This is a genomic window from Paraburkholderia sp. MM5496-R1, from assembly GCF_050436205.1.
Classification (GTDB): Bacteria; Pseudomonadota; Gammaproteobacteria; order Burkholderiales; family Burkholderiaceae; genus Paraburkholderia; species Paraburkholderia tuberum.
In genome coordinates this window covers 450,071-475,521 of sequence record NZ_JBNDLT010000001.1, presented here as the reverse complement: position 1 = coordinate 475,521, position 25,451 = coordinate 450,071, and the positions used below count along the sequence as shown (strand labels likewise).

Genomic DNA, 25,451 nt, shown 5'->3' with positions numbered 1-25,451 from the left:
GAACCCTCAACTCTCCTTTGTGACACCGGATAACCGAAAGGTTTATGTAATGTTTCTATTTCAGCACAAGACGTTTGCTATCTGTCTTCATAGGAATTCGCGCGTACCTTGTTCATCGCCCGTAAGCGGCATCAAAATCACGGGGACCCCGAGTCGCAATGCGCGCCTGCTGCCTGCGGATGATCGAGTGCGCCGCGCGGGCCAGCGCGAGATCGAGTGCGCCGCGCCAGTCTCTTGCGATCGACGTCACGACGACAGGCGTCGCATCGGGCGTCTGCACCTGCACCTGGCAGCGTTTGTCGAGTCCGCCGCGCGGGCCGTTGATGTCCGACATGCTGACGGTCGCCTTCGAAATCAGCCAGTCCATGCGGCGAAACACGAACCGGATGCGTTGGCGCGCGAAGCTGCACAGACGGACGGCTTCACGGTCGCGGGACTTGAACAGGACTTGCATGAGACACCTCCTTCGTGGGTACGGCTCAAGAGTACGGTGAGGAGGCGTCGAGGAAAAAGCAGAAATAACGGAAATGCAGCTTCGGAAAAACCGAACCTTCTTTTTCGTGATCACGAACGCGCTCACGCATGCGCCGCACTCAGCACCTTTTGCGTCAAAGGATGATGCCGCCCGCGCCGCGACACGATTGCGTGTATTTCCTCCTTCACTTCCGGCGAGCGGCCGAGCCAGCGCAAGCCGCGATGCATGGGATCGTTGCGCTCGGCGCCGAACGCCGCGAGCGGAAACACGCCCATGCCGCGCGACGCGAACAGCGCCATCAACGCGCTGTCCTCGAACTCGCCCGCGACGCGTGGCCGGATGCCTTCCGCTTCGAACCAGCGGTCGAGGCGCGAACGCAGCGACGAGTGCCCCGTCGGCAGCAGCACCGGCAGCGACGCGAGGCATTGCGGAAAATGATCGACATGCGTTTTTCGCACCACGGCGGCCGGCCCGTACCAGTCGATCGGCGAAGCGATCAGGCGCTCGCTGGATAGACGCAGATTCGAGTTGTGCGGCGCGGGCTGGCTGGACAGCACGAGATCCAGATGGTGATGCGCCAGTTCCGCCAGCAGGTCTTCCGCTTCGCCTTCGTGGCAGAGCAGCCGTAGCGAAGGCGTGTCCAGCACGCCCGCAAGAATGGCATGGACGGCCAGCTTCGAAATGCCATCCGTCAAGCCGACCGCGAAGCGCGCGACGGTCCCGCTGGCCGCTTCGCGCACTTCGTCGTGCAACGCGCGCCCGATCTGGAAGATTTCCTCCGCTCGCGCATACGCCGCCTGTCCCGCTTCCGTCATCGCGACGCCGCGTCCGGCGGGCTTCAGCAGTTGATGTCCGAGGGATTTTTCCAGTTCGCGCACCTGCGCGCTGATGGTTTGCACCGCCATGTCGAGCCGTTCGGCGGCGCGCGCAAACCCGCCTTCCTTCACGACGACCCAGAAATAGTGCAAGTGCCGGTAGTTGAGCATGTGTGGCCTCACTTCGAAAAAACCGAACCAACTGTCAGATTATCACTGGTTTTTTCGAATACGGCGCCAGGCGATCATGCTTTCCACAGGCTGTGACCCAGTAATCAGCCGTTTTCTTCTCAACCGGAGAACGACGCACGCAAATGGAATCCTTACTGACCCTGGCCGCCGATCCCGCTGCATGGGCTGCACTCGTGACGCTCGTCGTGATGGAGATCGTGCTTGGCATCGACAACCTGATCTTCATTTCGATTCTGAGCAACAAGCTCCCCGAAGCGCAACGCGCGCGCACGCAGCGTATCGGCATCATGCTGGCGCTGCTGATGCGGCTCGGCCTGCTGGGCACCGTCGCATGGATCGCGCGTCTCACCGTCCCTGTGTTTTCCGTGTTCGATCACGCGTTTTCGTGGCGCGACCTGATCCTGCTCGCGGGCGGTCTGTTCCTTGTGTGGAAGGCCACGCGTGAAATGCACCATCACGTGAGCCGTGACGCCGAGGCGCACACGACTCCTGCGATGGGCGTCGGCGGCCTGACGGTGACGGCTGCCATCGGCCAGATCCTGCTGCTCGACGTCGTGTTTTCCGTCGACAGCATCCTCACCGCGGTCGGCATGACGGATCACCTGCCCATCATGTTCATTGCAGTGATCGCTGCTGTCACGGCGATGTTGTTCGCGGCTCGCCCGCTGTCGAAGTTCATCGAGCGCAATCCGACCGTCGTCACGCTTGCGCTGAGCTTCCTGCTGGTGATCGCGATGACGCTGATTGCCGAAGGTTTTGGTTCGCACGTGCCGAAGGGCTACATCTACACGGCCATGGCGTTCGCAGGCTTCGTCGAAGGCATGAACATGATGGCGCGGCGCAGAAAGGACAAGCGCGAGCACGAGGCGGCAGTTTTGGAAGCGAAGCGTGAAGCTGGCTCCGAAGCAAGGTCTGAAGAGACGCAGACCAGCGGTTCGGCTTTCTCGAACTGAACGAAGCGGACTGAAGCGGACTGACAGAAGTATCGGGGCGGTTGAACGCCGCCCCGACCGGCAGCACAAAGGTTGAACGTTAAGAAAGGAGCAACGCAATGAAGTGCCCCGTTTGCAAGACCCCCGATCTGCTGATGACCGAGCGTCAGAACATCGAGATCGACTATTGCCCGACATGCCGTGGCGTATGGCTCGATCGCGGCGAGCTGGACAAGCTGCTGACCCAGATGCAGGGCACGCCCGAACCGGACAACAGAAGCAATCAGGTCGAGCGCGACGCGCGCTACGGCGACCGCGACGGCCACCATGACCAGCAGTGGGGACGGCGCAACGATTCTTACCACGGCGATCAGCGCAAGCACTACGATCCGCGCCGCAAGAAGAAGTCACTGTTCGATATGTTCGACTTTGACTGACCTGGATGCATCCTGCGCTCGAACTGTTCTGGCGGGCATTCCACAACCGGCGTGAAGTCGGTACGTGCGTTGGCCTCGTACCACAGCCATACGACAGTGGCGGGAGCCGCACAGATCAGGGCATCAGCAAGCAGGGCAATCGACGGGTGCGTGCCCTGCTCCTCGAGATGGTGTGGTCCTGGCTGCGGTACCAGCCCGACAGTGTGCTGACACGGTGGTTCTTCCAGCGAACGCAGGGCGTCCCACTGAATCGCCGCGCCCGACGTATCGCCATCGTCGCGGTGGCGCGGCGTCTCGCAATTGCGTTGTGGCGCTATCTGAAGGACGGGGTGATACCCGAGGGGGCGCAGCTGAAGTCAGCGATCCGCAAAGGCGTTCCGACAACATCACCATGGAAAGCGCGGGACCCGATGTCTGGGCGGTTTGAAGTGAACATGCCCGTGGGGTGCCCGGGTTACTCACGTAACCGATTCTTGAGATGGGGCGTGCTCCCGAAAAGAAATTCCGGCGCAACGCGCAACAGATGAGGCTGGCTAGCCGCCAGCGGATGGAAGGTGGTGACTGCGACACGAAGTTGCTTGCAGGAGCTGTTCCCGCTTCAACATGAGGGAACCGCCCGTGTCACCGGGCGCGTCTAGGAGTCTCAATAAAGAGCGACTCTGACAACGTAACGAAGCATCGCAAGATGCAGGGTATCAATCGCGAGAGGCGTACCCTTCACATCGGAACGGCCATAGCCTTCATCTGCCCGGCCGTTTGATCAGGCGAGCCGTCGGCCGCAAACTTTAGATAGATCGCGTATGGACGTCGACTCGATATAAAACGCATGCGTGCTTCTCGCGGACATTAGCAATCTGTTCATCGCTCTAATCGAATAGCGATAGTAGCTATTGTCATCATCGAATTGAACACGCGTGCGTTCGCATCGAGACCTTCGAGGTGATCGCCGCGTTCCTGCTACGTAAGGGGCCGCAAGCGCGCTCAAACCAGGGTGTTGCCGGCATCGCGAGGTCATCCTACTCAGAAACGACCCCGCCTAAACGTTGAACAGTTCGCTACGCGCCGCGTCCATGATCATCGCGACAGCCGGGTGGCTGATGTGGCGCTCGATAGAGATTGCAAAAAATTCCTCGACGATCGAATTGATCTGCCCGACTATCGTCAGGTTGTGCTCTGTCTGCAACTGGCTTTCGAGCACGGTTGGCGCGAACAGCAGGCCGCGGCCTTCGCGGCCGAATGCCATGGTCATCGCTCCGTCGTCGAACTCGCCGACGATGCGCGGCGAAATGGCGTGCGAGGCGAGCCAGTGATCCAGCTTGCGCCGCACGGCGGATTCCGTGCCGGGCAGTAGCACAGGCAGCTTGTCGAGCGACATCGGGAAGCGTTTTTTGCTGCTTTGAATCAACGCCTGGGTTCCGAAGCAGCTTAGCGTCGAACGTCCGAGGCGGTGATTGAACGCCTTGATGTTGACGTCGACGGGAATGGGGGCGTCCGCGATGATCAGATCGAGGCGGTGCACGGCCAGTTGCGCGAGCAGCGCGTGCAGTTTGCCTTCGTGACAGATCATGCGCAGCGACGCCGACGCGCTCAGCGCGGGTTCCAGCAGCCGGTACGCAATCGCCTTGGGGACCGAATCCGCGATCCCGACGCGAAACCGCGTTTGCGCACCGGCTTCGCTTTCGCGCCGCACAGCGCTTTCGAGTTCCGAACCTAACGAAAATATTTCGTCGGCGTAATCGAGCGCGAGGCGCCCCGCATCGGTCAGTTCGAGCGTGCGGCCGGTTTTCCTGAACAGCTTCTTATCCAGCGCCTCTTCGAGAAGCTTGATCTGGCCACTGAGCGTTTGCGGCGTGATGTGCAACTGCTCGCCCGCGCGCACGATGCCGCCCGCGCGAGCCGCGACCCAGAAGTAATAGAGATGCTTGAAATTCACGAACCCTCCACCGATTACGGAAAGATACGTTTTTCTCGAAGTATCAACAATAAAAATACGAATTTTATGTTGGCATGAGCTCAGTTAGATTGAAACCTCGCTCCGAAGCGTCGGCGGGCGTTTCATGACAGTTGACAGAGGTGACATATGGCATCGGTTGCAGAATTGCTGCGTGCGAAAGCTTCCCGGACAGTGTGGTCGATCGAGGCATCCGCTTCGGTTTACGACGCGATATCGATCATGGCTCACAGGGAGGTTGGAGCGCTCATCGCCGCGCACGACGGGCGCATAGCCGGCATCGTGACGGAGCGCGATTACGCCCGGAAGATCGTTCTGATGGAACGCTCGTCAACGAATACGCCTGTGCGCGACATCATGTCGACGGCGGTGCGTTATGTCAGTCCGGAGCAGACGACGGATGAGTGCATGGCGATCATGACAGAACATCAGATTCGCCATCTGCCTGTGATCAGCGCAGGGCAGGTGACAGGAATGGTGTCGATCGGCGACCTGATCAAGAACCTGATTTCCGAGCAGGAACACACCATCCGGCAACTGGAGCACTACATCCACGGCAACGGTTTTCACGCCGCTTTTGATGGATCGAAGGCACAACCAGCGGCGAGCTTGCGTAGCTAAAAATATTACTGTTCGTAATGTATTTGCGCGCGCAAATGGAGCGCGTTGCGGGCAGTTTCGCGACTCATCGAAAGAGGTTTTTATGTACACGCAAATCATCAACAAATTACGACGTGCTGCCGGTGCAGTCACGCGCGGGACGGCCGCGCTCGGTCTGGCGGGACTGCTGGCGCTGGGCGCTGTGGCGTCGAACGACGCCGAGGCGAAGCGCGTAGGCGGGAGTCAAAGCATCGGGCGGCAGTCGCAGACGGCGTCGCCGTCTGGACAAGCGCAGCGAAGCCAACAGGCACAGCCGGCACAACAGGCCGCGCAGGCGCCTGCTGCGGCAGCGGGTAACCGCTGGATGGGCCCGCTGGCGGGTCTCGCTGCGGGCCTTGGGATTGCCGCATTACTGTCGTCGTTTGGCCTGGGCGAAGGGCTGGCGCAGATGCTGTCGAATGCGTTGCTGATCGGGGCGGTGATTTTCGCCGGCGTGATGCTATTCCGCTTTATCGCCAACCGGCGTCGTCCGGATCTTGCCTATGGACACGGTCCCGTGAACCGCCAGCAAACGAACGGCTCACGGTTTCTGAATCAGATCCCGCAAGCGCGGCCTGAAGCGAACTTGCGGGGCAGGCCGAACGCGGCGATGGGTTCGACGGGAGCAGCGGACACGGAGAGGACAACGGGACTACCACTCGAGCAAGATCAGGCGGCGTTTCTTGTATCGGCAAAGACCTTGTTCATGCGCCTTCAAGGCGCATGGGACCGGAACGAGCAGGGTGACCTGTTCGAATTGACGACGCCGGAGATGTTCGCGCAAATCAAGCGGGACCTCGAAGCTCGGGGTCGCCAGGTGAGTCATACGGAAGTCACGCAACTTGACGCGGAAGTGCTTGGCACAGAACGCAATGCGGATGAAACGCTGGTTAGCGTTCGCTTTTACGGTCAAATGCGGGAAGACGATGCGCCGACTGCCCAGCCGTTCCAGGAAGTCTGGAACATGGTCAGCGACGCACGTGGCAACCAGGCGTGGCGACTGGCCGGCATTCAGCAAATTGACGGATGAGAGCGTAGTTGAAACCGGCAGCGGCCTGCTGCCGGTTACTCGTGAGGGTCGTGCGTGCCGCGGAACTACCTGAGACCAACCTTTCGCCAGCGACCGTGCGTGAGAAAGTCGAGCGCCACTTGCGGAGTGGCAAACGCTGGGCGCATGAGGCGATAGTCGGCTACTCCATCACGACTTGCGTGATGGGCGTCCGCCCGCGTGCCGAACAAACTCGAGATCCGTTGCGCTGCCTGTGCGCAGGTCTTTAGCCGCGCGACCGAACAGCGGCGGAATCGGATCGTCTTCGAAGGATCGAGAAGCCATGAGAACGCAAACAAAACGTCTGAATGAGACGCCGACGGTCAGGCAGGAACGCTCCGTCACAATCAGTGGCCAGAATTTGGCCTCGCAGTGGAACGTTTCGCAAAGCAGGCGCATCGGCTCTGTGAGCTATCAGGCTGAACATCAGGGCTACCGTTTGACGGCCCGAGCAGAACCCGTGGAGAGTGCGTTGCACGCGGCCCATCTTGTGATCGAAGGGCCGGGCTGCCCGACACAGTGCTGCTTCCACGCGCTGGATTATTTCTACGACCCAGCGCAGGCCTTGCGGTACGCGATCCGATGGGGACGGATATGGGTCGACCACCGGCTTACGAAAGTCGCCCTACAGCGCGTCGTATCGGCAAGCCCGGCAAGCAGCGCCGAACTGCTTTTGAAAGAGGAACGTACTAACCGGGCAGGGGATCATGAATGAATCGTCAGGCGAAAAAACACTCCGTTTTATTGCTCGGAAGGCAGGAAGTCCAACGGCGGCGCTTGTCTACTGGCTTGACGTGACGGAACCGTCTAGTGAGGCGAGCTTCACCGAGATAACCCGGCGCTTCGCTCCCCTGATGCAGGTCGTCTTTCCTGACGATCGACCCGGTGCGTTCGTCAACCGGAGCGCGTTGCTCGATATACAACATTTGGGAACCATCGATCGGCTCATTTTCTTGGACGGTTCGTGGCTCGACGTATGGAATGACCGCGATTGCGCGGATATCTGTAACCTGTTTTCCAGCCGGAGGCACACATGTTGTCTGCCAAAAACATTTCGATCACGGCCATAACCGGCCGCATGGAAGGCCAGCCGGTCGTGTCCGAATCCGACATGGAACGACTCCGGGAATGTGCGCACCTGCCGAGGGTGTCACCGACGCAGCGCGCCCTCCTGGACGCCATGGAAGCGACAGCCTTGTTTGTCGATTCCGCCGAGATACCACCGGACGTCGTCACGATGAATACAACGGTCGAATGTACGACCACCGACGGCACTGAGACGCATGAATGGACGCTGGTTTACCCGCGCGAGGCCGACTATCAGCGTGGGCGACTGTCCGTTCTCTCGCCGACGGGCATCGCACTGTTGGGTGCGCGTTGCGGACAAGTCATCATGTGCCTTCCGCCGAGCGGCGTGCCGGTTCATTACGTCATCAGGAAGATCCTCCTGCAACCGGAGAGTCGTCGCTTATCAGGCTGATGATATCGGGAGGAGGCACCGAAGAAACTGCATAGCGTCGCTAGCGAGCGCCCCTCAGTCGGCCCCGTCGCCCATTCAATTCCGTTTGATTCGGTTGGTCAAGGGTCAAGGGGGCGCTAGCATGACTGTCCTCAAGCTGCTGTCATTTTTCTCGCTGACGTTAGCGGTGGTGTGCATGCTGGGTGGTGGCATCACCGTCTTTACGGCGGTCAATCACAAGATTGTCCACTCAAAACGCCGAGATGCACCGAAGAATGAGTGTCCGGCATCACTTCTGTTGCCATCACGGCCCAGTGGCCGAAAGGATTCACTTATCCGCAGTTCCGCCTCGCTTTCATACGCCAAGGCGAACCGCCGCAGGAGGCCACGGGGAAGGCCGAGATGCTCGCGTTGAGCATCGGGCGGGTTTCGGCCATGACCGGTCGGTCGACAGTGGCGCACGAAAGCAGTCGGTCGGCTGCGCGTTGGACTCTCGGTTCGGCGCAAGGGGGCGGTATGGGTAATTCCAGGCGTCGGGCGGGCAATGGTTTACAGTGAGAGACGATCAATACGTGCTACGGAGATCCACGATGATCGACGACGGCCTCTTCGACGCCATAAAACGGTTGCGCGGATGGGCGTAAGCGCGCCGGCACGTGCGACGGCTATGGGTTTATGGCAGCCGACTCAAGGGTGTCCAGCGGACCGACAGCGATCTCGATGTCGCCATGGAAATTGACCCTGTCGGCAACGATGAGACGGCACGAGATTCGTGGGGCTGTCACCGCACTGAATGGGAGACTGAGATGACAGCGCTCGTCCCATATAAGGTGCACCTCCAGGACTACGATCTCACAAACCCAACGTCACGCGTCGTCGCATATATCGGCTGCTGTGCCGCATTGGTCTATCAACGTGATGATGTGGCTGAAGGATGAATCGTGATAAACGGCGATGGCGGCGAAGCCCGCATTATTTGTGACGCACGACACCAGGTCATGTCCGTTATCTCGAAGATCATGCAACGAACGAGGATGCGCGCGTTGGTCGCGCGTATCACAATTCCGCTGCTTCTCGCGATAACGGGAGCGTCGCCGCAGCACTCACTGGCCCAGCCAGGTCAGAACAGCTTGATCGGTGTGGTCACCGACGCACCAAGTTCTTCCAAATGGGTGGGTGGTCAAGTCACCTTCACCGGGATCACGACAGCAGAGCCCACGGTTGTTTGGCCAGATGGCTTCGACGAAAAGTTGTCCAAGCTCTTCGAGAACGAAAACTTGATCGTTCTCCAATTCGTTAGCACCGCCGGAGGCACCGATACCTTCTACATCGAAAGGAAGAGTAAGCGTTTCCTCGTTGTATCGGTTGGAACCTTGTTTGCCGCCTACCTAAATAACAAGTCGGTCAGCGTCTCTCAGTATCGGGGCTACATCAGATAGGTCGCCAGTGCAGTCGTGCTGGCTGAGCGTGACAGCGGCTCCGCGAACGGCCGCTTTCCACCGCGTTCACCGTCCGTTGTGGGTCGCAAGTACTCGTTCGCTTTCCGCGGGACGAGTCATTCGCGACCACCGACCTGTGGCTGACAGGAAAGCGCCCCATACCCGTCTGACCGGCACCGATGCTCGAATGACGGCTCAGGCCGAATGGACTAAACCGCTCGCGCGGTAGGGGGCTGCGGCCCGTCTCTGGCGGCGAATGGGAGGCCAGTGGCGCCGGCGCTTATGTTGGTGGTTGAGGCAATCCGCCTCGTCCTCCAGCAGGAGCCCCATCATGACCTCCTCCGATCCGGGCATCAGCCCGCTGCGCCGCCGTATGCTTGAGGACTTGCGCATGCGCAAGTTCGCACCCAAGACCCAGGCCGCCTACCTACGTGCCGTACGTCAGTTCGCCCGATACCTCGGGCGTTTACCCGATACCGCCACGGTCGAGGACCTCCGGGACTATCAGCTGCATCTGGTCGATCACGGCGCGTCGCCGGTGTCGCTGAACGCCGCGATCAGCGGTCTGAAGTTCTTCTTCGAAGTCACGCCCGGCCGGCCTGAGCTGATGGCGCGGATGCAGCCGGTACGCGTGCCTCGCACGCTCCCGGTTGTGCTCAGCCCCGAGGAGGTGCGCCGGCTCATCGCGGCAGCCGGAAACCTCAAGCATCAGACCGCGCTGTCGGTCGCCTATGGCGCCGGGCTGCGTGCGAGCGAAGTGGTCGCCCTCAGGGTCAGCGACATCCACAGCCAGCGCATGACCCTGCGCATCGAGCAGGGCCGCCGTGACCGCTACGCGATGCTCTCGCCGGTCCTGCTCGAACGTCTGCGCGTCTGGTGGCGCGTTGCCCGTGCCCAGGGCTGCATGCTCGATGGCGGGTGGCTCTTTCCGGGCCTCGATCCGATTGACCCGCTCAGCACGCGGCAACTGACCCGCGCCATCCATGCGGCCGCCGAGACCGCAAACATCGACAAGCGCGTATCCATGCACACGCTGAGGCATTCCTTTGCCACGCACCTGCTGGAACAGAAGGAGGATATCCGCGTGATCCAGGTGCTCCTTGGACACAGGCAGATCGAGACCACCACGCTCTATACCCAGGTTGCCACTGACCTCCTGCGCAAGGTGGTCAGTCCGCTGGACCGCCTGCCCGCCGGCTAGCCCGGCCGCACGCGGAGCACCCCGTGCTGGAGGTCGCGGATACCCCGCCTGCACCAGCCACGCAAACATGACGTTGAGGATCACCATCGCCTGCCGCTGGCTCGATGCCGACAGGGGGCCGTAGAACGGTCGCCAGCGCGGATCGTTGCGGGGATGCTTGCGTCCGCCATCAGCGGTCCACCGTGCCGCGGGTTGCGGATCGACGAGAAAGTGCTGGTAGACCAGCAGGTCTTCGTGCGTGAGCGAGGAGAGCGGTTTGCCCATCTGCAGGACGGACCACAGCAGCAGCCGTTCGGCTTCCTTGCGGTAGCTGTCGAACGTCGTTTTCGTATCGACGAAGCGGGCGAGCCACGCGCGGATCGCATCGGGATCGGTCACCGCGGCGACCTGCATGTGGCCGGTTGCGCGGTTCGTGCCGTGGTGGCCATCGAGACCGGCGGGCAGTTCGAGCGCGTCGATCGGGCGCGGGGCGGAGACGGCGGTTTTCATGGTCGCAGACGCGGCGGAGGCGGAGGTCGGGGTGTGACGTGATGATGGACTGATCCGCCCCCAAGATATCAACATTATCGCCGTATTGTCAAAATGTGGCCTCTGATGCGTTAGATATGGGACGGTTTACGTTGTATTATTTATCCGACACCCACACCAGCATGCTTCCATGGCCGACGCCCTCCCTGACGAAACCCGTCTCGCCGCTGAAATCGACCGCCTGAAAGGCGAATTCCCGAAGACCCGCGAGCTGTACCGCGAAGTCTGCGCGCTCCTGTTCTTCCGCTTCGGGATCACGCCGACCGCGAACCGGCTTTACCAGTTGGTCAAGCGCGGCAGCATGAGCACGCCGACCCAGGTGCTCGGTGAATTCTGGGCCGAACTGCGCGAAAAGAGCCGGGTGCGCATCGACCACCCCGACCTGCCCGCCGATCTGGGGCCGGCTGCCGGCGAACTGGTCGCGGCGCTCTGGACCCGCGCAACCGCCTCTGCCGAAGCCGCGCTCGACGCGCTGCGCGACGAGGTCGAGGCGCAACGCGTTGAGGCGCAACGGTCGGTCGTTGCTGCCCGCGACGAACTGGGTCGCGTCGGGACCGCGCTCGAACAGCGCACGGCGGCGCTCCTTGCCGCGCAGGTCGAGGTGCGCGAACTGGAAAAGGCGCAGGCCGAGGGCCACGCGGCGCGGCAGGCGTGCGAGGCCGAGGTGGTCCGGCTCAAGGCCGAGGCGCTCGTGCGCGACCGTGAACTGGACAAGGTGCGCGAAGGTTTCTCGCGGGATCTCGGGAAGCTGCGCGAGAGCGCGGAACGCGCCGACGAGCGCCTGCGAGCGTCGGAAAAGCGGGCGCTGCTCGAGATTGATCGCGAGCGTGGCGCCGCCGCGAAACTGCGGAAGGAACTCGATGATGCGGTGAAGCGGGCCGACCAACGCGAGGCGGACCATCGCCGCGTGGTCGAGATCCTGCAGGCGCAGCTGGGTGACGCGCGCCATCAGGGGGGCGTCCTGCAGGGGCGGCTCGATGCCGTCGAGGCCGCGAACGTGACGCTGCACCAACAGCTCGCAGCAGCGCGTCAGGCCGATGCCCGCCCGGCCCGCGCGAAGGCCGCGCCTGCTCGCCCGACTGCGGGCCGCGCGGCGGCGACACGCACATCGCGTCAGGCAACGGCAGCACCGGCGGAACCGGCGGAACCGGCGACCGCCAGCAAGACCACGGTGCGCCGCAGGCGGGGGTAGGCGAGGTGGAGAAAAACAGCCGCCAGGGAAAAAGGCGTAAGGCCCCGGCTTGCCCGCCGATCAGCGCACTGATGCGCTACGGCGAGCGGATCGTGCGGGTGGTCGCCGAAGCCAGCGGTCAGCGCGTGATCATCGAATCGGTGGACGAGGACGGCCGCACCTTCCGCAGCACGGTGAAATGGGCTAGTCTGACCGCTCTTCACGATCAGCTCTTCTGAACGGGATGACCCGGACCATGCAGCAGCTCGACATCTTCGCCGACAGCCGTGACGTGATGTTGCGCAACGACGTGCTGGCGCCGCTGCAGCGGCGCGATGCGGTGGCGGCGCGAACGGCACTGGCGCAGCTCGCCGGCGAATACCCGGACGACGGTGCGCTGCCCGCGATGACCGTGCTGGTCCGCGAACTCGGGAATGGATCGACCGGGCCCTTTGCTGACCATGCGGCGCTGGACATCGCCCACCGTCACCTGGAGGACGGGGTGGTGCCCGCCGCCCGGCGCGTGCTGCCCGCGCAGAGCGTCCACCCGTGGCTCGCACCATGCTGGCGAGCGCTCGCCAAGCGGGCCGCGTCCCTGGCCTTTCGCGGCGCCGGTGCCGGGAACCATGCCGAGAGCCACGCCGCACCGCTCTGGCTGCTGGCGGGCGACGGGGCGGCTGCGATTGAAGCAGTCGAAGCCATTGAGTCCTGGTGGCGCATCCCCGCACCCTTCGCGTGGATGACGGAGGCGCGCTACCGGGCTGATGGTCTGGATGCCGCGTGGCCACTGCTCGCTGGACTGGCGTGGCTCGCGCCCGCACGGTTCGCGGCGTTGCTGCCCGGACTGGGCGACGCGTCGCTCGACGCGCTACGCCAGCGCTTCGATGCGGAGTTCCCCGGCACCGGCGAGATCGACGATTACGCGTGGTTGCCGGCCTGGCTGCTGGTGGTCAAGCCGGCGCTCGCAGGCCGGCTGGGTGACGCCGGGACGCAACGTGAGGTTGCGGCATCGCGGGCCACGGTCCTGCTGGGCGAGATCCTGCGCCGGGAGCATGACGGCGACCAGCACGAACTCGTCAGTCTGCGTCAGGCGCTCAGTCGCCTGCATGCGGGCCTGTTCGACGTGTACATGGCCACACGGAAAGTGCAGCACCGGTGAGTATGACGATCGGCGGCCACGATTACCGCTGATGCCATAGTCGCATCGGCCAGTCGCGCGGAGGCACGGAGGCGACATGACATTGAAAGCGCAATGGTACCGGGACAGGCTCGCGAAAAAAAGCCGCAAGGGCTTCTGCGGCTACCCGGTCGCAACGGTGGCCTGCTATGGGCCCGATGACAGGCGGGCGACGAAGGTTGCCGTCGGCATCGTCGCGTACGAAGGCGCGGATGCTGATCCTGTTGAGCGGTGGTTCTGTGAAACGTCCGATGCGAGAGCCGATCCGGAAATCACCGAAGCAGTCGTCCGGTTCATTGAACAGCATGGTGCGCGTTCGGTCGTCGCCGTCGATCGCATCATCGGGTGCCCGCATGAGGAAGGCATCGACTATCCGGACGGCGAGACCTGTCCGCGGTGTCCGTTCTGGAGCGGCCGTGACCGGTGGAGCGGCGGGTTGATCAGGTGAGGCCAGTTGGGTGCCCTCGCGACTGTGCACGGGGCAGCCGGCGTTGAAGCTGGGTGATGCTATTTCACGCGCGGAAGACCTTCAACATGTCCAATATGCGGGACGACCCGGATTGTTCCGCTCCCGAGCTTGCTCCTACCATCAACTCCCCGTTGCCAATTGCAGCCAAACGCGCCATCGGTAATGCGTCGCCGGAAGCGACCTTGGCCGGGCAGGCATGGCCAAAGGCCAGTAGCCGGTGCAATCCCCTACGGCACCTACTCGAACGACCAGGAGACAGGAATGCTCAGCGCCCATGAATTTGCGACATTAATGCTCGTCAGGGACTCGGCCGACCATATTGCTGAGCGGCAGGAACTTGGCACGTTGCTCGAACGCCAGCTCGTCGCCATGGAGCAGCTTGCCGGCGGTGCCGTGCGGCTTCGCATTACGCAGGACGGAGATTCCGTGCTTCGGGCCTTCGCACGTTTTCACTGACATGTCGCACCCTATGAGCCCGCAAGCCAATATGATGCGGGCCTGACCGTTGTTCCCGACACTTGCCGCGGCCCAACTTCGAGGCCCGCCCAATCTGCACTGGGACAGCGCGAGCATGACGCCGTTTATGCGCTGAAGTTTACGACCGGGCTGACGACCGCGGCGGCTCGCGTCTGCTGCCAGGCGGGTCCGTACACGGCAACATGGCACGTCAGGCTGTTCGCCTCTTCGTCGCTGCATGCTAGCCGGGAAAGTGGGCGGACCAAACGCGGCTCGAGCACACGTCCGGGCGCGCCATACCGTCGACGCCTTACCTGGCGCTCGTCGCTTTCTCCGAACCATTACCTGTCTGGGCTGTCCCGATCGGCGGCACGGCGTCGTTCATTGACGGCAGCGTCTCCTTCGGCGCTGCCGCGGCGGCGTCCGGCTGGGCGGAGTCGGCCTTCAGGTAGTGGTCGACTAGCGCAAAGAAACGCTGATAGAAAACGCCGGCAGGAATCGTCTCGCTCGCAACTTTCACCATCGAGTCATCGCTTGAGCCGATCGGCAGCGACAGCGATCCGAACACGCTCAGTCCGACGCTCGCCGACGTGTTGCTCTTCTTCAGCGCATAGCGATCCTGCACTGCGTTCACGTACGCGATACTGCTGTTGCTTTTGGGGTCGTCGGTTGTACAGACCACATGGATTTCAATCACCGCGTGCGTATCGCCGGTGGGCTGGAAATTTTTCGAGCCGTCGACCGAATCGGGCCTCGTCGAACTGGCGATATATCCCTGGCTGAGCAACGCACGGCGGGCGGCTTCGCAGGCGAGCTCTGCCTTCCCGGCGAAATTGTGCATATAAGGGCTATCGCCTGCGTCGAACTGTTCTTGCTGGTAAAGCGGCTTCGGTGTCGAGCACGCAGACAGTGCGCTCGCAAGCGCAAGCACGAAAGCCGCGGAGGAAAAGCGGAACGGGGTATGCATGGCTGAATAGGTTGGACCGGCTCGAGCGGAGAAGGGGGCCGGCGCCAGATGGCCATGACACCCAATGCTTTTGCGCTGCATGAGAGGGACACATCATGCGGCCGATCCGGAAGTGAATGGGCCGGGCCATTATAGTTTTCTTTCCCTACAATAACCTTCGACGTTCTCGTGAGCGCAGATCCGTTACGTGGTACGGCGGATGTGGCAAGCTGATATGAGAGGACGGCCTTCTCAAGTTGGTCGAGGAAAGGTGAAATTTTTGACAAAGAGTAGGATTGCAAATCAAAAAATGCGGACGCCAGATTCTGCCATTGTCCATTGACGCCGGGCCGCCAGGCGATCCTTCAATTCTGCGCGGTGTCGACCTGCATTCATCAGATGTCGAGGCAGCGCGAAGTGCTGCCGGATCAGGCCGAAGCATGAGAGGAAACCCCGTGTGCGATGTTGCGCAGCGTAGTCAAATCGGGCAGCCTTTCGGAACTTGCGGACGGGATGTTTCAGGAGGCTGGGTGAACGTGGGGGCCTGCTGCTATTTCAACGCACGGCATGGCAGATGACATCCGCCGTCACGCCCCAAGCCTACATTGCGTTCGCCCGAGAGCTGTGCGATGCGGTAGGGGCGGGATAAATAGTCAAGCTGGCTCTGCGACCGCGGCTGACCTCAGTGGCTAATCCGCTGAGAATGCGGCAACCACACGGGAAGCAGGAGAATGGAGCGAGGAAAAATAAAGAAGAATGAGGCTCTGGATAAACCGGGCCCCGAAGAAAATGAACCAAGAAAAGTTGGTTCCACGCAGTGAGTTTCACACTGTCAGTTTTTGACGACTTTCAGATCGCCGATGACAGCGATCGCCGGTGCATGGGAAAGGAGTGTTCGCGCTGCGGACGCTGAAAGCGGGGGAGCGCGTGTTGGAATACAGGGGTGAGGTGATTTCCTGGCGACGGGCCCGCCCGCGCAGCACCGGCGAGACGGCATCGAGGGACACACGTTCTTTTTCGGGCTGGAGGACGGCCGGGTGATCGACGGCAGCCGCGGGGGCAACAGCGCGCGCTGGCTGATCACTGCTGCTCGGCGAACTGCGAGGCAGTTGAGGAGGCGGGGCGCGTGTTCAACCACGCGATCCGGGACATTACTGCTGGCGGCGAACTCTTTATCGATTACCGACTGGAGACGGACGAGCCACTTGATGGTGACCTGTGTCGGTACTACGCGTGCCTGTGCGGTGGTGCCGCCGCACCATGCTCGGGCCCGGGAAGCGAGCGTTACCCGGGACGGGCCGGGTCATGCCGACGCTGGCAAAGTCCCGGAGCACAGCTCGTCCGGAGTGGAGCGCGAACGGCTGGCCCCTGTCGCTTGCGCTGCCGGAATTGCCCGCAATGGGTGGACAGTCAACAAGGCAGGTGTCTGGCTGTGCATCAAGGCCTGCGGTGCAACCAGTCCCGCATCGGATGGGTGTCCAGCCAGCGGAGTTGCCGGCTCCTGTGATGTTCACGTCGGTAGTGCTCCGTCACGAGGATGGCAGCCATGATCAGAACGATCACTCCCAGCATGATTCCCGAAATTGATTCGGCCATGGTGACCTCCTGTCGAGTCGCAAACATGCTTACAGTTTAGGGCAACGCTGATTAAGTCCACCGATCCGGTACCTCAAGCGTTATAGAAATCGGATTGAACGAAGAAGGCGAAACAGGATGAAGCAGCAGACGTTGGCGATGGCAGCCGATCAGGGGGCGGGTTTCGAGACCCACCGCAAACGCACGCGGCGCGACGAGTTTCTCGACACGATGAACGCAATCGTGCCATGGGCGCAACTGTGCGCGGTGATCGAGCCGCATTATCCGAAGCGTGGCAATGGCCGCCCGCCAATTGGTCTGGAGCGCATGCTGCGGATCCACTTCGTGCAACACTGGTTCAATCTGGCCGACTTCGCTTGCGAAGAGGCACTTTACGACAGCGCCAGCCTGCGTCGCTTTGCCGGAATTGACCTGGGTTGTGAAGCCGTACCGGACGCGACGACGCTGCTCAAATTCCGGCGCCTGCTGGAGACGCACAAACTGGGCGAGCAATTGTTTGCCGAAGTCGGCCGGGTGCTGCAGGCCAGCGGCATGAAGCTCAAAAGCGGCACCATCGTGGACGCGACGATCATCGGCGCGCCGAGCTCGACGAAGAATGAGCAGAAGGCGCGCGACCCCGAGATGCATCAGACCCGCAAGGGCAAGCAATGGTATTTCGGCGCCAAGCTGCACATCGGTGTGGACAGCCAGAGCGGCCTGGCGCACAGCGCGGTGCTCACGCCGGCCAACGTGCATGACAAGCATCCACTGCCGCAATTGCTGCACGGGCAGGAGCGGCGCGTCTACGGCGACAGCGCCTATGCGAGCCAGAAGGAGCTGATCCACAGCAAGGCGCCCAGGGCGCGCGACTTTACCAATCAGCGCACGCGCCGTGCGGGCGGCGAAGTCGACGAAGTGCAACGGGGCAAGAACCGCAACAAGTCGAAGATTCGCGCCCGGGTGGAACATGTCTTCGCCGTCGTGAAGCGACTGTGGGGATTTACGAAGGTGCGCTATCGCGGGCTGGCAAAGAACGCCAACCGGGCGTTCGTCGCGCTCGCACTGGCGAACGTCTACCTGTCGCGCAAGAAACTGATGGCACCGGTACGCCCATAGTGGGCGAAAGGCGGGCAACGCGCCCGCCCAACAGGCCTGCGAGGGCCGAAAAGCAATGACCTAAGCTCGGCCTCATGACTTGGCGACGTTCAAATTGCTGACACGCTGCCGAATTCGCGGCTTGTTCAGCGAATGAAAGGGACTTCCCCGTCCCGCGGCTGCGGTGGAAGCCGTAAATGGGCATCGACGTGTCATCATGAAGTTTCGAACGTTCACCACACCAACAAGAGGAGAAGTCCATGCCTGTTGTCACTGTCGGAATCGATCTTGCCAAGAACGTCTTTGCGGTTCACGGAGTGGATGAAGCCGGCAAGGCAGTATTGGTCAAACCGCGTGTCTCACGGGATCAACTGCTCGCGCTGATCGCCCAGTTGCCGCCCTGTCTCATCGGCATGGAAGCGTGCTCGGGTGCGCATCAATGGGCACGTATGTTCCAGCAGTACGGTCACACCGTGAAGCTGATGGCGCCGAAACTCGTGGCACCGTACCGTATGTCGGGCAAGCGCGGCAAGAACGACGCGGCGGACGCAGCGGCGATCTGTGAGGCGGTGACACGTCCGAGCATGCGCTTCGTGCCGCTGAAGGACGAACACCAGCAGGCGACACTCTGCCTGCATCGAACGCGGCAGGGCTTTGTCGAGGAACGGACCGCAATCTACAACCGGATACGTGGCCTGCTTTCGGAATTTGGCGTGGTGCTGCCGCAAAGCCCGGAGCGTCTGCGAAGAGAGATCACAGTCCATCTCGATTCTTTGCCCAGCTGGGCCAATCGCTGCATCAGCGATCTCCTTGAGCACGCAGGCAACATCGAGGCCCGGCTCGCCGAATACGACCGCGCGATTAGCCAAATTGCGCGCGATGACGAGCGCAGCCGGCGGCTCATGCAGTTGCGCGGTATCGGCCCGACCACGGCGAGCGCACTGCTTGCGAGCCTGGGTGCCGGACATGACTTCCAAAATGGTCGCCAGGTGGGCGCGTGGCTCGGATTGACGCCATGGGCAGCATAGCAGCGGCGGCAAGCAGCGGCTTGGCAGCATCACGAAGGCAGGCGACGCCTATCTGCGCTGTCTGCTGGTGAATGGTGCGCGCGCCGTCATCGCGAATCTCGGCGAGAAGCAGGATCGCTTCAGCCGTTGGGCGAGAAGCCTCGTTGAGCGGCGCGGATATTGGCGCGCGGCCGTAGCGATCGCAGCCAAGAATGCGCGAATGGCGTGGGCGGTCCTCAAGTACGGCGAGGACTTCAAGCACGAGCCAGCCGCCGGGTGAGTTCCACCGATGTATTCGTCAACCGTTCACCAACGAGAAGCAACGGTACCCATGAGCGATTAAATGATCACTTTGCACTGCCAGCGGTGATGTGAAGCGGTTGGACCCGCGCGAGGTATACCTGATAAGGCTACAGGGATTCATTCCCGGTCAGCGAACGAGGCCCTTGCGCGCGTCTTTCATCAGGGTCCGGGCCGTCAGCCCAACATGACCGGTTGTAGTACCGCAGTCCTTCACCTTCTCACACGACGTCGGCAAGGCAACATTGCGACAACAGAAAACCACATTTGTGCTTGCGCTCAATGGGGAAGCCCTTGTAGTAGCCTTAGGTGATGTGCCGGCGCGTCGGGTACTCTACCTGTTCCTTCTTGCTGCCGCCTCCTGCCGCCTTGCGCAGCCCAAACCGGGAAGGATTCGAAGAGGCTGCCACGAGCATGGGCGCGTTGATGACCCGGGTTTAGCGCTGCTTGTCCTACTCGGCAAACGGGGGCGCTACCAGGGGCAGCCTGGTCTGCCGAACGGTGATCTTGTCATCATCGCCGATCGGCTCCACATGGCATCCTCCTCGACCGACCACATTCGGCTTCGCTCGTTACGCAGACTGAAATCTGGAGGTTCGAGTATCGATTCGACCCTGACATGTGCGTTCGACGCTCTCATAAGGGCGAATTCCTGCCGTCCCGATGGCAGATCCGCGTGTGACCTCATAGGACCTCCGGCGCAAAGGCGCCAAACGATTTGCCCGGCGCCATTACGTGCCGCCGCATCGCCAAGGCGCCCGATGCGGTTAGCGATGTCACGACGGACTGCAGGAGGAAAGCCTCAACGTTCCAGTGTCCGCGCTCCTGCAAAAGCTCGCCTTACCGGTTCATTTAATACCGAATGACGCAACTAACCGTCATGTTCGCCTGGTCCGCCCCTCCAACGTCGAGGCCGTTTCGCAATGACGGAGCCGCACACACCGACTTTTACCGCAGTGCCGCGACAGCGCTGCTGGCCGCTGGACGATTTTCCGTCTGTCACGCTCCGGCAGCCCGCGCTGGCCGGGAAAACGGAGGGGGCGGGCGCTACCTTGGGCACGTGCGTGCGCGTTTGCGTTCGGACCGCCCGTTGCCGTACGTTGCGGGTCTGGCCAACAACAACCGATCGAACATGAATAAACAGGAACTGATTGACGCGGTCGCAGCCCGCACCGGCGACACCAGGGCCGCCACCGGCGAAGTCATCGATGCAGTGCCAGGCGCCATCACGCGCGCGGTGACCGCTGGCGACACCGTGCAACTGTTCGGTTTCGGCTCGTTCCCGACGGGACAGCGTGCGGCACGCACCGGCCGCAATCTGTCGACGGGCGCTGAAATCCAGGTTGCCGCGGCAAAGTCGGTGAAGTTCACTGCCGGCAAGGTGTTCAAAGACGCGGTGAACGCACGGTGACGAAGACCGGCATCGCACCGGCCATCTACGCGGGCCTGCAGCGTGAAATCGCCGACGTAGTGGAGTCCGCGCGCGCGGCCGCCGCCCGCCGCGTCAACGCGTTGATGACGGCGACCTACCGGGAGATTGGCCGGCGCATCGTGGAGTTCGAGCAAGGCGGCGAACTCGGCTAGGCCAGCGGGTCGGTGGCACCCGGTCAACTGTCTCAGCTCGACCCCTATGTATAGATCTCAACTATGTATAGGTTGGCTCGAAGGCGGGTATCGGCCCCTGTTCCGCAGGGCTTGAGGGGCCGACGGATCTTTACATAGTTATAGCGTCTGTAAGAAGCGGATGAGCGAATCCGGCGCACGAAATCGCCGCATCTTGGTCGCGGGAGCTTCCAGCCGAGCGAGTGCCTTCTCCTTGATGGCGAGGTCTGCCTCAACGTAGCGGTGAGTGGTATTGGTGCTCTCATGTCCGAGCCAGAGTGCGATCACGTTGAAGGGCACGCCCGATTGCAGCAGGTGCATCGCCGTGGTGTGACGCAACGTATGCGGTGAAACCTGCTTGTTGGCAAGGCTCAGCAGGCTGGTCGCGGCGCGGGCGACGGCAAGATCCAAGCGTTGCCCAACATTACAGCGAGTCATCGCGCGCCCGTCGCGATTAGGAAGCAAGGCTGCTTCAGTTCGCAGTTGTGGGTTGAGGCGCAGCCATGCGCGGATTTCCTGCACAGTCGTCTTCCACAGCGGTACCGATCGTTGTTTGCGACCCTTGCCCTGCAGGTGCACGCAAGCCGCTCCGTCGAGTACGACATCGCTCACGCGCACGCCGATAATCTCGGACACACGAGCGCCGGTGTTGTAGAGCATCGCCATGAGTAGATGGTCGCGCTGCGAGGACCAGGTCGGTCCGGGTTGCCCCAGGACTGCCACCATCTCTTCGCGAGTGAGGAAACCCAGCATCGGGCGTTCGAAGCGCTTCATCGGCACCGCCAAGGCTCGCTCTACAACATGTAGCGAGGCGACATCGCGTCGGCCGGCAAACTTCAGGAATGCGCGCAGCCCGGTCAGCCGCAGATTGCGGCTGCGAACCGAGTTGTTCCGCTCGCGCTCCAGATGATCCAGGAATGCCAGGATCAGATCGGGCTGGATGTCCACGAGTTGCATCGCGGTCGGCTCCTTGCCCAGCTTGCGCCCGGCGAAGTCCAGAAACAGCACCAGGGCGTCGCGGTAACACGCTACCGTGCGCGAGCTGAGCGCGCGCTGTGTGACCAGGTATTCGGTAAAGAACTGCTGCACGAGCGAAGCGAATGAAGGCGGCTTGGGTGCGACGGCATTACGCATCGGGCACCTCCACCTGGGGCATGAACGACTCGAATCGCTCTGCAGCCAAACCCATCAACTCCGGAACCGCCGAGAGGTACCAATACGTGTTGGTCACCATGGCGTGCCCGACGTAGGTCGACAGCGATAGCATCGCCTGATCGATATCAACACCCTGCGTGTGCCATCGCATGATGCGGTGCACGACGAAGGTGTGCCGCAGATCGTGGATACGCGGGGCGTGATGGGTCCCGCGGTTGCGCCAGTTCAGGTTCTCGCGTAGCCCTTTGAAGACGCGATGTACCTGGCGCTCGCCCAGCGGCAGTCCCCGGCGTTGACCGCGCGTGCCGACGAAGAACGGTGCGTCCTCCTGCACGGACTCGCCAGACAGGTCACGCGTCAACCGATAGCGACGCAGGGTTTCGATCGTGGTGGGGTGCATAGGTACCTGCCGCGACTTGCCGAACTTGGTCTGGTGGATGGTGAGCATGCCGCGCGTGAGGTCGACATCCTCGATGCGCAGCGCCAGCGCTTCTGAGATTCGCAGCCCCGTGCTGGCGACCAGTCCGAACAGTGTCTCGAAGATGATTCCGCGCAAGCCCGGGGCCGGCCCAAGCTGTCGAGCGGCAGCCAGCAGATCAACGATCTCGCTCTCGCTATAGATATGCGGTGCCTGTCGCTCCGGCAGGCGACCGAAGATCGCATCGTCGGGAACCTCGGTACGCGGCTCGAACTGTTGCAGCCAGCGCATGAACGAGCGCAACTGTTTGAGTCGTCTCGCCCACGTGTGCGGGTCGCTGCTGCCATGGCTGTCGCGTCGCGCCCAATCGGCCATGACCTCCACAGTCAACGGTCCGCGGTGACCGATGGACTGAACGTGCCGTGCGAAGCTGCGTAAGGCATAAGCCGGGCTGCGTAGACCAAACCCGAGGCCGCGGCGCTCAGTAAGGTAGCGCTCAACGTACGCGTGCAGAGAGAGGACGGCGCTCATGATGGGCTCCCCGGCCACGGCAGCGCCACCTCGACCAATTTACGGCTGTCGAGCTTGGCGTAGATTAGTGTCGTGTTCAGGGACCGATGGCGCAGCACGTCGGCCACCTCCTTGAGGGAGGAGCCGCTTGCCAGCAGTCGGTTTGCCATGGTGTGGCGAAGCAGGTGTGAGCCTGTGTATGGCAGCCCAGCGCGAGCGTAGGCCTGGCGAATCGTCTTGCGCACGAGATCGGGGCCTGCGGGCTCGCCGCGTGGGGCGACGTGACGTACGAAGACAGCGCGATTGCGGGTCTTGGGACGTTCATCCTTCAGGTACGCGGCAATCGCTGCGCCGGTGGTCGATGGCAGCGGCAGTACGTCTTCCCGACGCCCCTTGGTGTGCCGGAGTGTGATCGTACCGGCGCGCCAGTCGATGTCATCAAGGCCGAGCCGCGCAACTTCACCGCTGCGAAGCCCAAGATCAAGGGCACATCGTACGATGGCGGTACGCCGCATCGGGCAGCGGCCGGCTTGGCCGAGAGACCCGATCAGCCGCTCGACTTCTTCGGTCGTCAGGGTCTTGGGCAGCGAAGCCAATTGCCAGTTGGCAGGATACGAGAGCGCGCCGATGAGCCCATGTACAAGATCGCCGAGTGACGCGCGGTAGCGGAAGTAGCCGCGCAGCGCGGCCACCACTGCGCCGGCACTCGCCGGCTTGCTGTAGAGCTTTGCCTCTTGGGCGAAGAAGCGGCGCACGTGCTCAGGCCTGACCATCGGGATGTCGATGACGTAGTCGCCGAACCGCGAGGTCAGGAACCGACCTACGATGCGTAGTGCCGACTCCCGGGTCTTGGGAGCGAGGCCACGAACATGATCCATGTACTCGTCGTACTGGCGTAGTTCTTCGCTTACCGGCGCTTTGCTCACGACCGGTGGGGTGATCACTCCTCGAGCGCGTAGCACTACCAGCAGATGCCCTAGTGCAGCGCTCAGACTGGGTCGATGGCGTTGAACGACACCGTCGCAACGGCAGGACGGAAGGTGCTCGTTCAGAAACTCGGCGAGCACTGATTCGTCGATGCGACAAACATCCACACGACGGCGATGAATCCATTGCGCAAAATGATCGATGCTGCGCACGTAAGTGGCAAAACTGTTCTTGGCGTAACCACGGTCCGCCAGATATTGCACGAACGCATCGACATGAGGCGCCAAGGGCCCCACGTCGAGCCAGTTGCTGAAGCTGCGTTGAGGCAGTCGGACGTTTCCCATGACGGTCTCCTGAAGTGGAACCACCACTGGACTCCGATACCAAAACTATGTCTAGAAGATCGCTGACCGGCCTGCCACCAGCCGCGCTGCGCCTACATTACGCGAATTCGAAGCCAGCAAACTATACATAGTTGAGATCTATACATAGGGGTCGCTATGCAAAGCTTTACATAGCGACCCTAAGCTGCCCCTCGCTGCCTTGAACTCGACGACAGCTGTGCGGCGGGAGCGGCCGGTGACCGCCTCGCCCTGTACTCGCGCTCGGCCACACAACCGTCATCGGTGGTGATATTGGTCCCGAGTATCCCCAATACCTTGAACAGCATGCCCCCTTCTTACCCCGCCCGGTTTTTGAGCGCGGGCATTCTGCTTGGAGAGCGCGGCGCTTGAGTAGCGGCAGAGCGGCGTGGGGCGCTTAGTCTGTTTCCCCGCTAAACCGCGTGAAGCGAAGCCGCTGGGCCCCCATGTGGGGATGCCAAGCAACTTTGAGCCCCTCGCGTTGTTGTCCCGGCAGGGCATACATCACGTTCACCGCCAAGTCACCCACGTGGTATAGCCACGTGGCAAACGCTACCTTGCCTTCCAGCTGCGCCGTATGGACGTCGGACCCACCTGCCATGACGACCGGCAGCGGCAGATGGCCAAAGGCAAGGTAGAGGTGCGGATGCGGGCGACCGCTCGTAATAGCTTCGCTGAAAGGCGCGATGTCGATGGGCATTCCGCCTTCGATCACCAGACAACCGAACAGCTTCGTGAAGTACAGGTGCACGAAGCGCATGGCGCGCCGCGTGTCGTAGGGAAATAGCCAGTTGGCGCGGAACGAGCCCTTGGCCAGCAACCTTGGCACTGCCGCGCGCAGCTCCCCCGAGCAGAGCTCCCAGGCGTAGTCATATGGCTGAGTGCGCGCGCTGTTGCAGGTCAGGCAGATGCGATGCGCGAATTTCAGCGTGTCCGACTTCAGGCTGCCGACGTGGATGTTGCGGCGTCTGGGCATTCCGGGGCGGTCACTGGCGTGGAAATAGAGGGGACGGCGCTGGGAGGGCTTGCCGAACAGCGCCTTCAGGTCAGATGCCTTGGCGAGGTGCTCGCGCGTTGCCGCCTCTTCCGCACCACAAATCCAGCATTTCATGGTCACCTTGGGTTGAGCATGACGAGCGCCGAAACTTCGGCCACTTTACCAGAG

Annotated in this window: 25 protein-coding genes and 6 pseudogenes; 20 read left to right on the top strand and 11 right to left on the bottom strand. The window is 62.1% G+C overall.

What is annotated here, in order from left to right; translation table 11 throughout:
- Positions 1 to 112 precede the first annotated feature (112 nt).
- Both OKW38_RS02400 and OKW38_RS02395 read right to left on the bottom strand, forming a co-directional pair.
- Positions 113 to 454 (bottom strand): HPF/RaiA family ribosome-associated protein, encoded by a 342-nt coding sequence (locus OKW38_RS02400; RefSeq protein ID WP_429332185.1) that lies wholly within the window; start codon positions 452 to 454, stop codon positions 113 to 115.
- A gap of 122 nt (positions 455 to 576) precedes the next feature.
- Complete coding sequence (locus OKW38_RS02395; RefSeq protein ID WP_429332186.1) at positions 577 to 1,461, bottom strand: LysR family transcriptional regulator; 885 nt, start codon at positions 1,459 to 1,461, stop codon at positions 577 to 579.
- A 143-nt stretch (positions 1,462 to 1,604) separates the two neighbouring features.
- On the opposite strand from OKW38_RS02395, the gene OKW38_RS02390 reads away from it, so the two are divergent.
- The 3 genes and pseudogenes from OKW38_RS02390 to OKW38_RS02380 form a co-directional block, all read left to right on the top strand.
- Entirely contained in the window at positions 1,605 to 2,435 is an 831-nt protein-coding gene (locus tag OKW38_RS02390; RefSeq protein WP_429359831.1) for a TerC family protein, read from the top strand.
- Between the two features lie 98 nt (positions 2,436 to 2,533).
- Positions 2,534 to 2,851 (top strand): zf-TFIIB domain-containing protein, encoded by a 318-nt coding sequence (locus tag OKW38_RS02385; RefSeq protein ID WP_429332188.1) that lies wholly within the window; start codon positions 2,534 to 2,536, stop codon positions 2,849 to 2,851.
- Between the two features lie 17 nt (positions 2,852 to 2,868).
- Positions 2,869 to 3,213: pseudogene (locus tag OKW38_RS02380) on the top strand (transposase); the annotation flags it as partial.
- Positions 3,214 to 3,887: 674 nt separating this feature from the next.
- Here OKW38_RS02380 and nhaR read toward each other — a convergent pair.
- On the bottom strand, positions 3,888 to 4,784 hold the full coding sequence (nhaR, locus tag OKW38_RS02375; protein WP_429332189.1) for a transcriptional activator NhaR: 897 nt from the start codon (positions 4,782 to 4,784) through the stop codon (positions 3,888 to 3,890).
- 147 nt (positions 4,785 to 4,931) lie between these two features.
- Here nhaR and OKW38_RS02370 point away from each other — a divergent pair, with 147 nt between their 5' ends.
- From OKW38_RS02370 to OKW38_RS02340, 7 genes are all read left to right on the top strand, one after another.
- Positions 4,932 to 5,423, top strand: coding sequence for a CBS domain-containing protein (locus OKW38_RS02370; RefSeq protein ID WP_429332190.1), 492 nt, complete (start codon positions 4,932 to 4,934; stop codon positions 5,421 to 5,423).
- 82 nt (positions 5,424 to 5,505) lie between these two features.
- Positions 5,506 to 6,471 carry a Tim44 domain-containing protein gene (locus tag OKW38_RS02365; RefSeq protein ID WP_429359829.1) on the top strand — a complete coding sequence of 322 codons (966 nt, stop codon included), beginning with the start codon at positions 5,506 to 5,508 and terminating at the stop codon, positions 6,469 to 6,471.
- Positions 6,472 to 6,772: 301 nt separating this feature from the next.
- Complete coding sequence (locus OKW38_RS02360) at positions 6,773 to 7,204, top strand: hypothetical protein (protein WP_429359827.1); 432 nt, start codon at positions 6,773 to 6,775, stop codon at positions 7,202 to 7,204.
- Between the two features lie 318 nt (positions 7,205 to 7,522).
- On the top strand, positions 7,523 to 7,969 hold the full coding sequence (locus OKW38_RS02355) for a GreA/GreB family elongation factor (RefSeq protein ID WP_262414930.1): 447 nt from the start codon (positions 7,523 to 7,525) through the stop codon (positions 7,967 to 7,969).
- Between the two features lie 635 nt (positions 7,970 to 8,604).
- The gene (locus OKW38_RS02350) at positions 8,605 to 8,886 is read left to right on the top strand and encodes a nucleotidyltransferase family protein (RefSeq protein WP_429359825.1); all 282 of its coding nucleotides are present in this window, start codon (positions 8,605 to 8,607) and stop codon (positions 8,884 to 8,886) included.
- Between the two features lie 3 nt (positions 8,887 to 8,889).
- Positions 8,890 to 9,387 carry a hypothetical protein gene (locus tag OKW38_RS02345; protein ID WP_429359823.1) on the top strand — a complete coding sequence of 166 codons (498 nt, stop codon included), beginning with the start codon at positions 8,890 to 8,892 and terminating at the stop codon, positions 9,385 to 9,387.
- 331 nt (positions 9,388 to 9,718) lie between these two features.
- Positions 9,719 to 10,588: a tyrosine-type recombinase/integrase gene (locus OKW38_RS02340; RefSeq protein ID WP_429359821.1), complete on the top strand. Its 870-nt coding sequence runs from the start codon at positions 9,719 to 9,721 to the stop codon at positions 10,586 to 10,588.
- Between the two features lie 39 nt (positions 10,589 to 10,627).
- On the opposite strand, the pseudogene OKW38_RS02335 reads toward OKW38_RS02340, so the two are convergent.
- Positions 10,628 to 11,077 (bottom strand): annotated as a pseudogene (locus OKW38_RS02335) (tyrosine-type recombinase/integrase); the annotation flags it as partial.
- A 169-nt stretch (positions 11,078 to 11,246) separates the two neighbouring features.
- Here OKW38_RS02335 and OKW38_RS02330 point away from each other — a divergent pair.
- From OKW38_RS02330 to OKW38_RS02310, 5 genes are all read left to right on the top strand, one after another.
- The gene (locus tag OKW38_RS02330) at positions 11,247 to 12,308 is read left to right on the top strand and encodes a DNA-binding protein (protein ID WP_429359819.1); all 1,062 of its coding nucleotides are present in this window, start codon (positions 11,247 to 11,249) and stop codon (positions 12,306 to 12,308) included.
- Between the two features lie 5 nt (positions 12,309 to 12,313).
- The gene (locus tag OKW38_RS02325; protein ID WP_429359817.1) at positions 12,314 to 12,526 is read left to right on the top strand and encodes a hypothetical protein; all 213 of its coding nucleotides are present in this window, start codon (positions 12,314 to 12,316) and stop codon (positions 12,524 to 12,526) included.
- Between the two features lie 17 nt (positions 12,527 to 12,543).
- Positions 12,544 to 13,446, top strand: a complete 903-nt coding sequence (locus OKW38_RS02320) for a hypothetical protein (RefSeq protein ID WP_429359815.1) — start codon at positions 12,544 to 12,546, stop codon at positions 13,444 to 13,446.
- A gap of 76 nt (positions 13,447 to 13,522) precedes the next feature.
- Complete coding sequence (locus OKW38_RS02315) at positions 13,523 to 13,912, top strand: hypothetical protein (protein ID WP_429359813.1); 390 nt, start codon at positions 13,523 to 13,525, stop codon at positions 13,910 to 13,912.
- Between the two features lie 282 nt (positions 13,913 to 14,194).
- On the top strand, positions 14,195 to 14,389 hold the full coding sequence (locus OKW38_RS02310; RefSeq protein WP_187639048.1) for a hypothetical protein: 195 nt from the start codon (positions 14,195 to 14,197) through the stop codon (positions 14,387 to 14,389).
- Positions 14,390 to 14,756: 367 nt separating this feature from the next.
- Here the strand turns inward: OKW38_RS02310 and OKW38_RS02305 are convergent.
- Together OKW38_RS02305 and OKW38_RS02300 are read right to left on the bottom strand one after the other, a co-directional pair.
- Positions 14,757 to 15,356 (bottom strand): annotated as a pseudogene (locus tag OKW38_RS02305) (DUF2242 domain-containing protein); the annotation flags it as partial.
- A gap of 282 nt (positions 15,357 to 15,638) precedes the next feature.
- Positions 15,639 to 15,797, bottom strand: a pseudogene (locus tag OKW38_RS02300) (IS6 family transposase); the annotation flags it as partial.
- 414 nt (positions 15,798 to 16,211) lie between these two features.
- Here OKW38_RS02300 and OKW38_RS02295 point away from each other — a divergent pair.
- A pseudogene (locus tag OKW38_RS02295) lies at positions 16,212 to 16,599 on the top strand (SET domain-containing protein); the annotation flags it as partial.
- A gap of 173 nt (positions 16,600 to 16,772) precedes the next feature.
- Here OKW38_RS02295 and OKW38_RS02290 read toward each other — a convergent pair.
- Positions 16,773 to 16,931 (bottom strand): hypothetical protein, encoded by a 159-nt coding sequence (locus OKW38_RS02290; protein ID WP_167368858.1) that lies wholly within the window; start codon positions 16,929 to 16,931, stop codon positions 16,773 to 16,775.
- Positions 16,932 to 17,048: 117 nt separating this feature from the next.
- Here OKW38_RS02290 and OKW38_RS02285 point away from each other — a divergent pair, with 117 nt between their 5' ends.
- The 4 genes and pseudogenes from OKW38_RS02285 to OKW38_RS02270 all read left to right on the top strand — a co-directional run bounded on the left by OKW38_RS02285 (position 17,049) and on the right by OKW38_RS02270 (position 20,896).
- Complete coding sequence (locus OKW38_RS02285) at positions 17,049 to 18,026, top strand: IS5 family transposase (RefSeq protein WP_429359811.1); 978 nt, start codon at positions 17,049 to 17,051, stop codon at positions 18,024 to 18,026.
- Positions 18,027 to 18,265: 239 nt separating this feature from the next.
- Positions 18,266 to 19,292 (top strand): annotated as a pseudogene (locus OKW38_RS02280) (IS110 family transposase).
- A 1,152-nt stretch (positions 19,293 to 20,444) separates the two neighbouring features.
- Complete coding sequence (locus tag OKW38_RS02275; RefSeq protein WP_429360668.1) at positions 20,445 to 20,723, top strand: HU family DNA-binding protein; 279 nt, start codon at positions 20,445 to 20,447, stop codon at positions 20,721 to 20,723.
- A complete protein-coding gene (locus tag OKW38_RS02270; RefSeq protein WP_429332863.1) occupies positions 20,720 to 20,896 on the top strand; it encodes a DUF1016 N-terminal domain-containing protein in 177 nt (58 codons plus the stop codon). The genes OKW38_RS02275 and OKW38_RS02270 overlap by 4 nt, the downstream gene beginning before the upstream one ends.
- 138 nt (positions 20,897 to 21,034) lie before the next feature.
- On the opposite strand, the gene OKW38_RS02265 is transcribed toward OKW38_RS02270, so the two are convergent.
- The 4 genes from OKW38_RS02265 to OKW38_RS02250 all read right to left on the bottom strand — a co-directional run bounded on the left by OKW38_RS02265 (position 21,035) and on the right by OKW38_RS02250 (position 25,397).
- Positions 21,035 to 22,048: a tyrosine-type recombinase/integrase gene (locus OKW38_RS02265; protein ID WP_429359809.1), complete on the bottom strand. Its 1,014-nt coding sequence runs from the start codon at positions 22,046 to 22,048 to the stop codon at positions 21,035 to 21,037.
- Positions 22,041 to 23,018, bottom strand: coding sequence for a tyrosine-type recombinase/integrase (locus OKW38_RS02260; RefSeq protein ID WP_429359807.1), 978 nt, complete (start codon positions 23,016 to 23,018; stop codon positions 22,041 to 22,043). The genes OKW38_RS02265 and OKW38_RS02260 overlap by 8 nt, the downstream gene beginning before the upstream one ends.
- Positions 23,015 to 24,268 (bottom strand): site-specific integrase, encoded by a 1,254-nt coding sequence (locus OKW38_RS02255; protein WP_429359805.1) that lies wholly within the window; start codon positions 24,266 to 24,268, stop codon positions 23,015 to 23,017. The genes OKW38_RS02260 and OKW38_RS02255 overlap by 4 nt, the downstream gene beginning before the upstream one ends.
- Positions 24,269 to 24,683: 415 nt before the next feature.
- Complete coding sequence (locus OKW38_RS02250) at positions 24,684 to 25,397, bottom strand: hypothetical protein (protein WP_429359803.1); 714 nt, start codon at positions 25,395 to 25,397, stop codon at positions 24,684 to 24,686.
- Between the last annotated feature and the right edge of the window lie 54 nt (positions 25,398 to 25,451).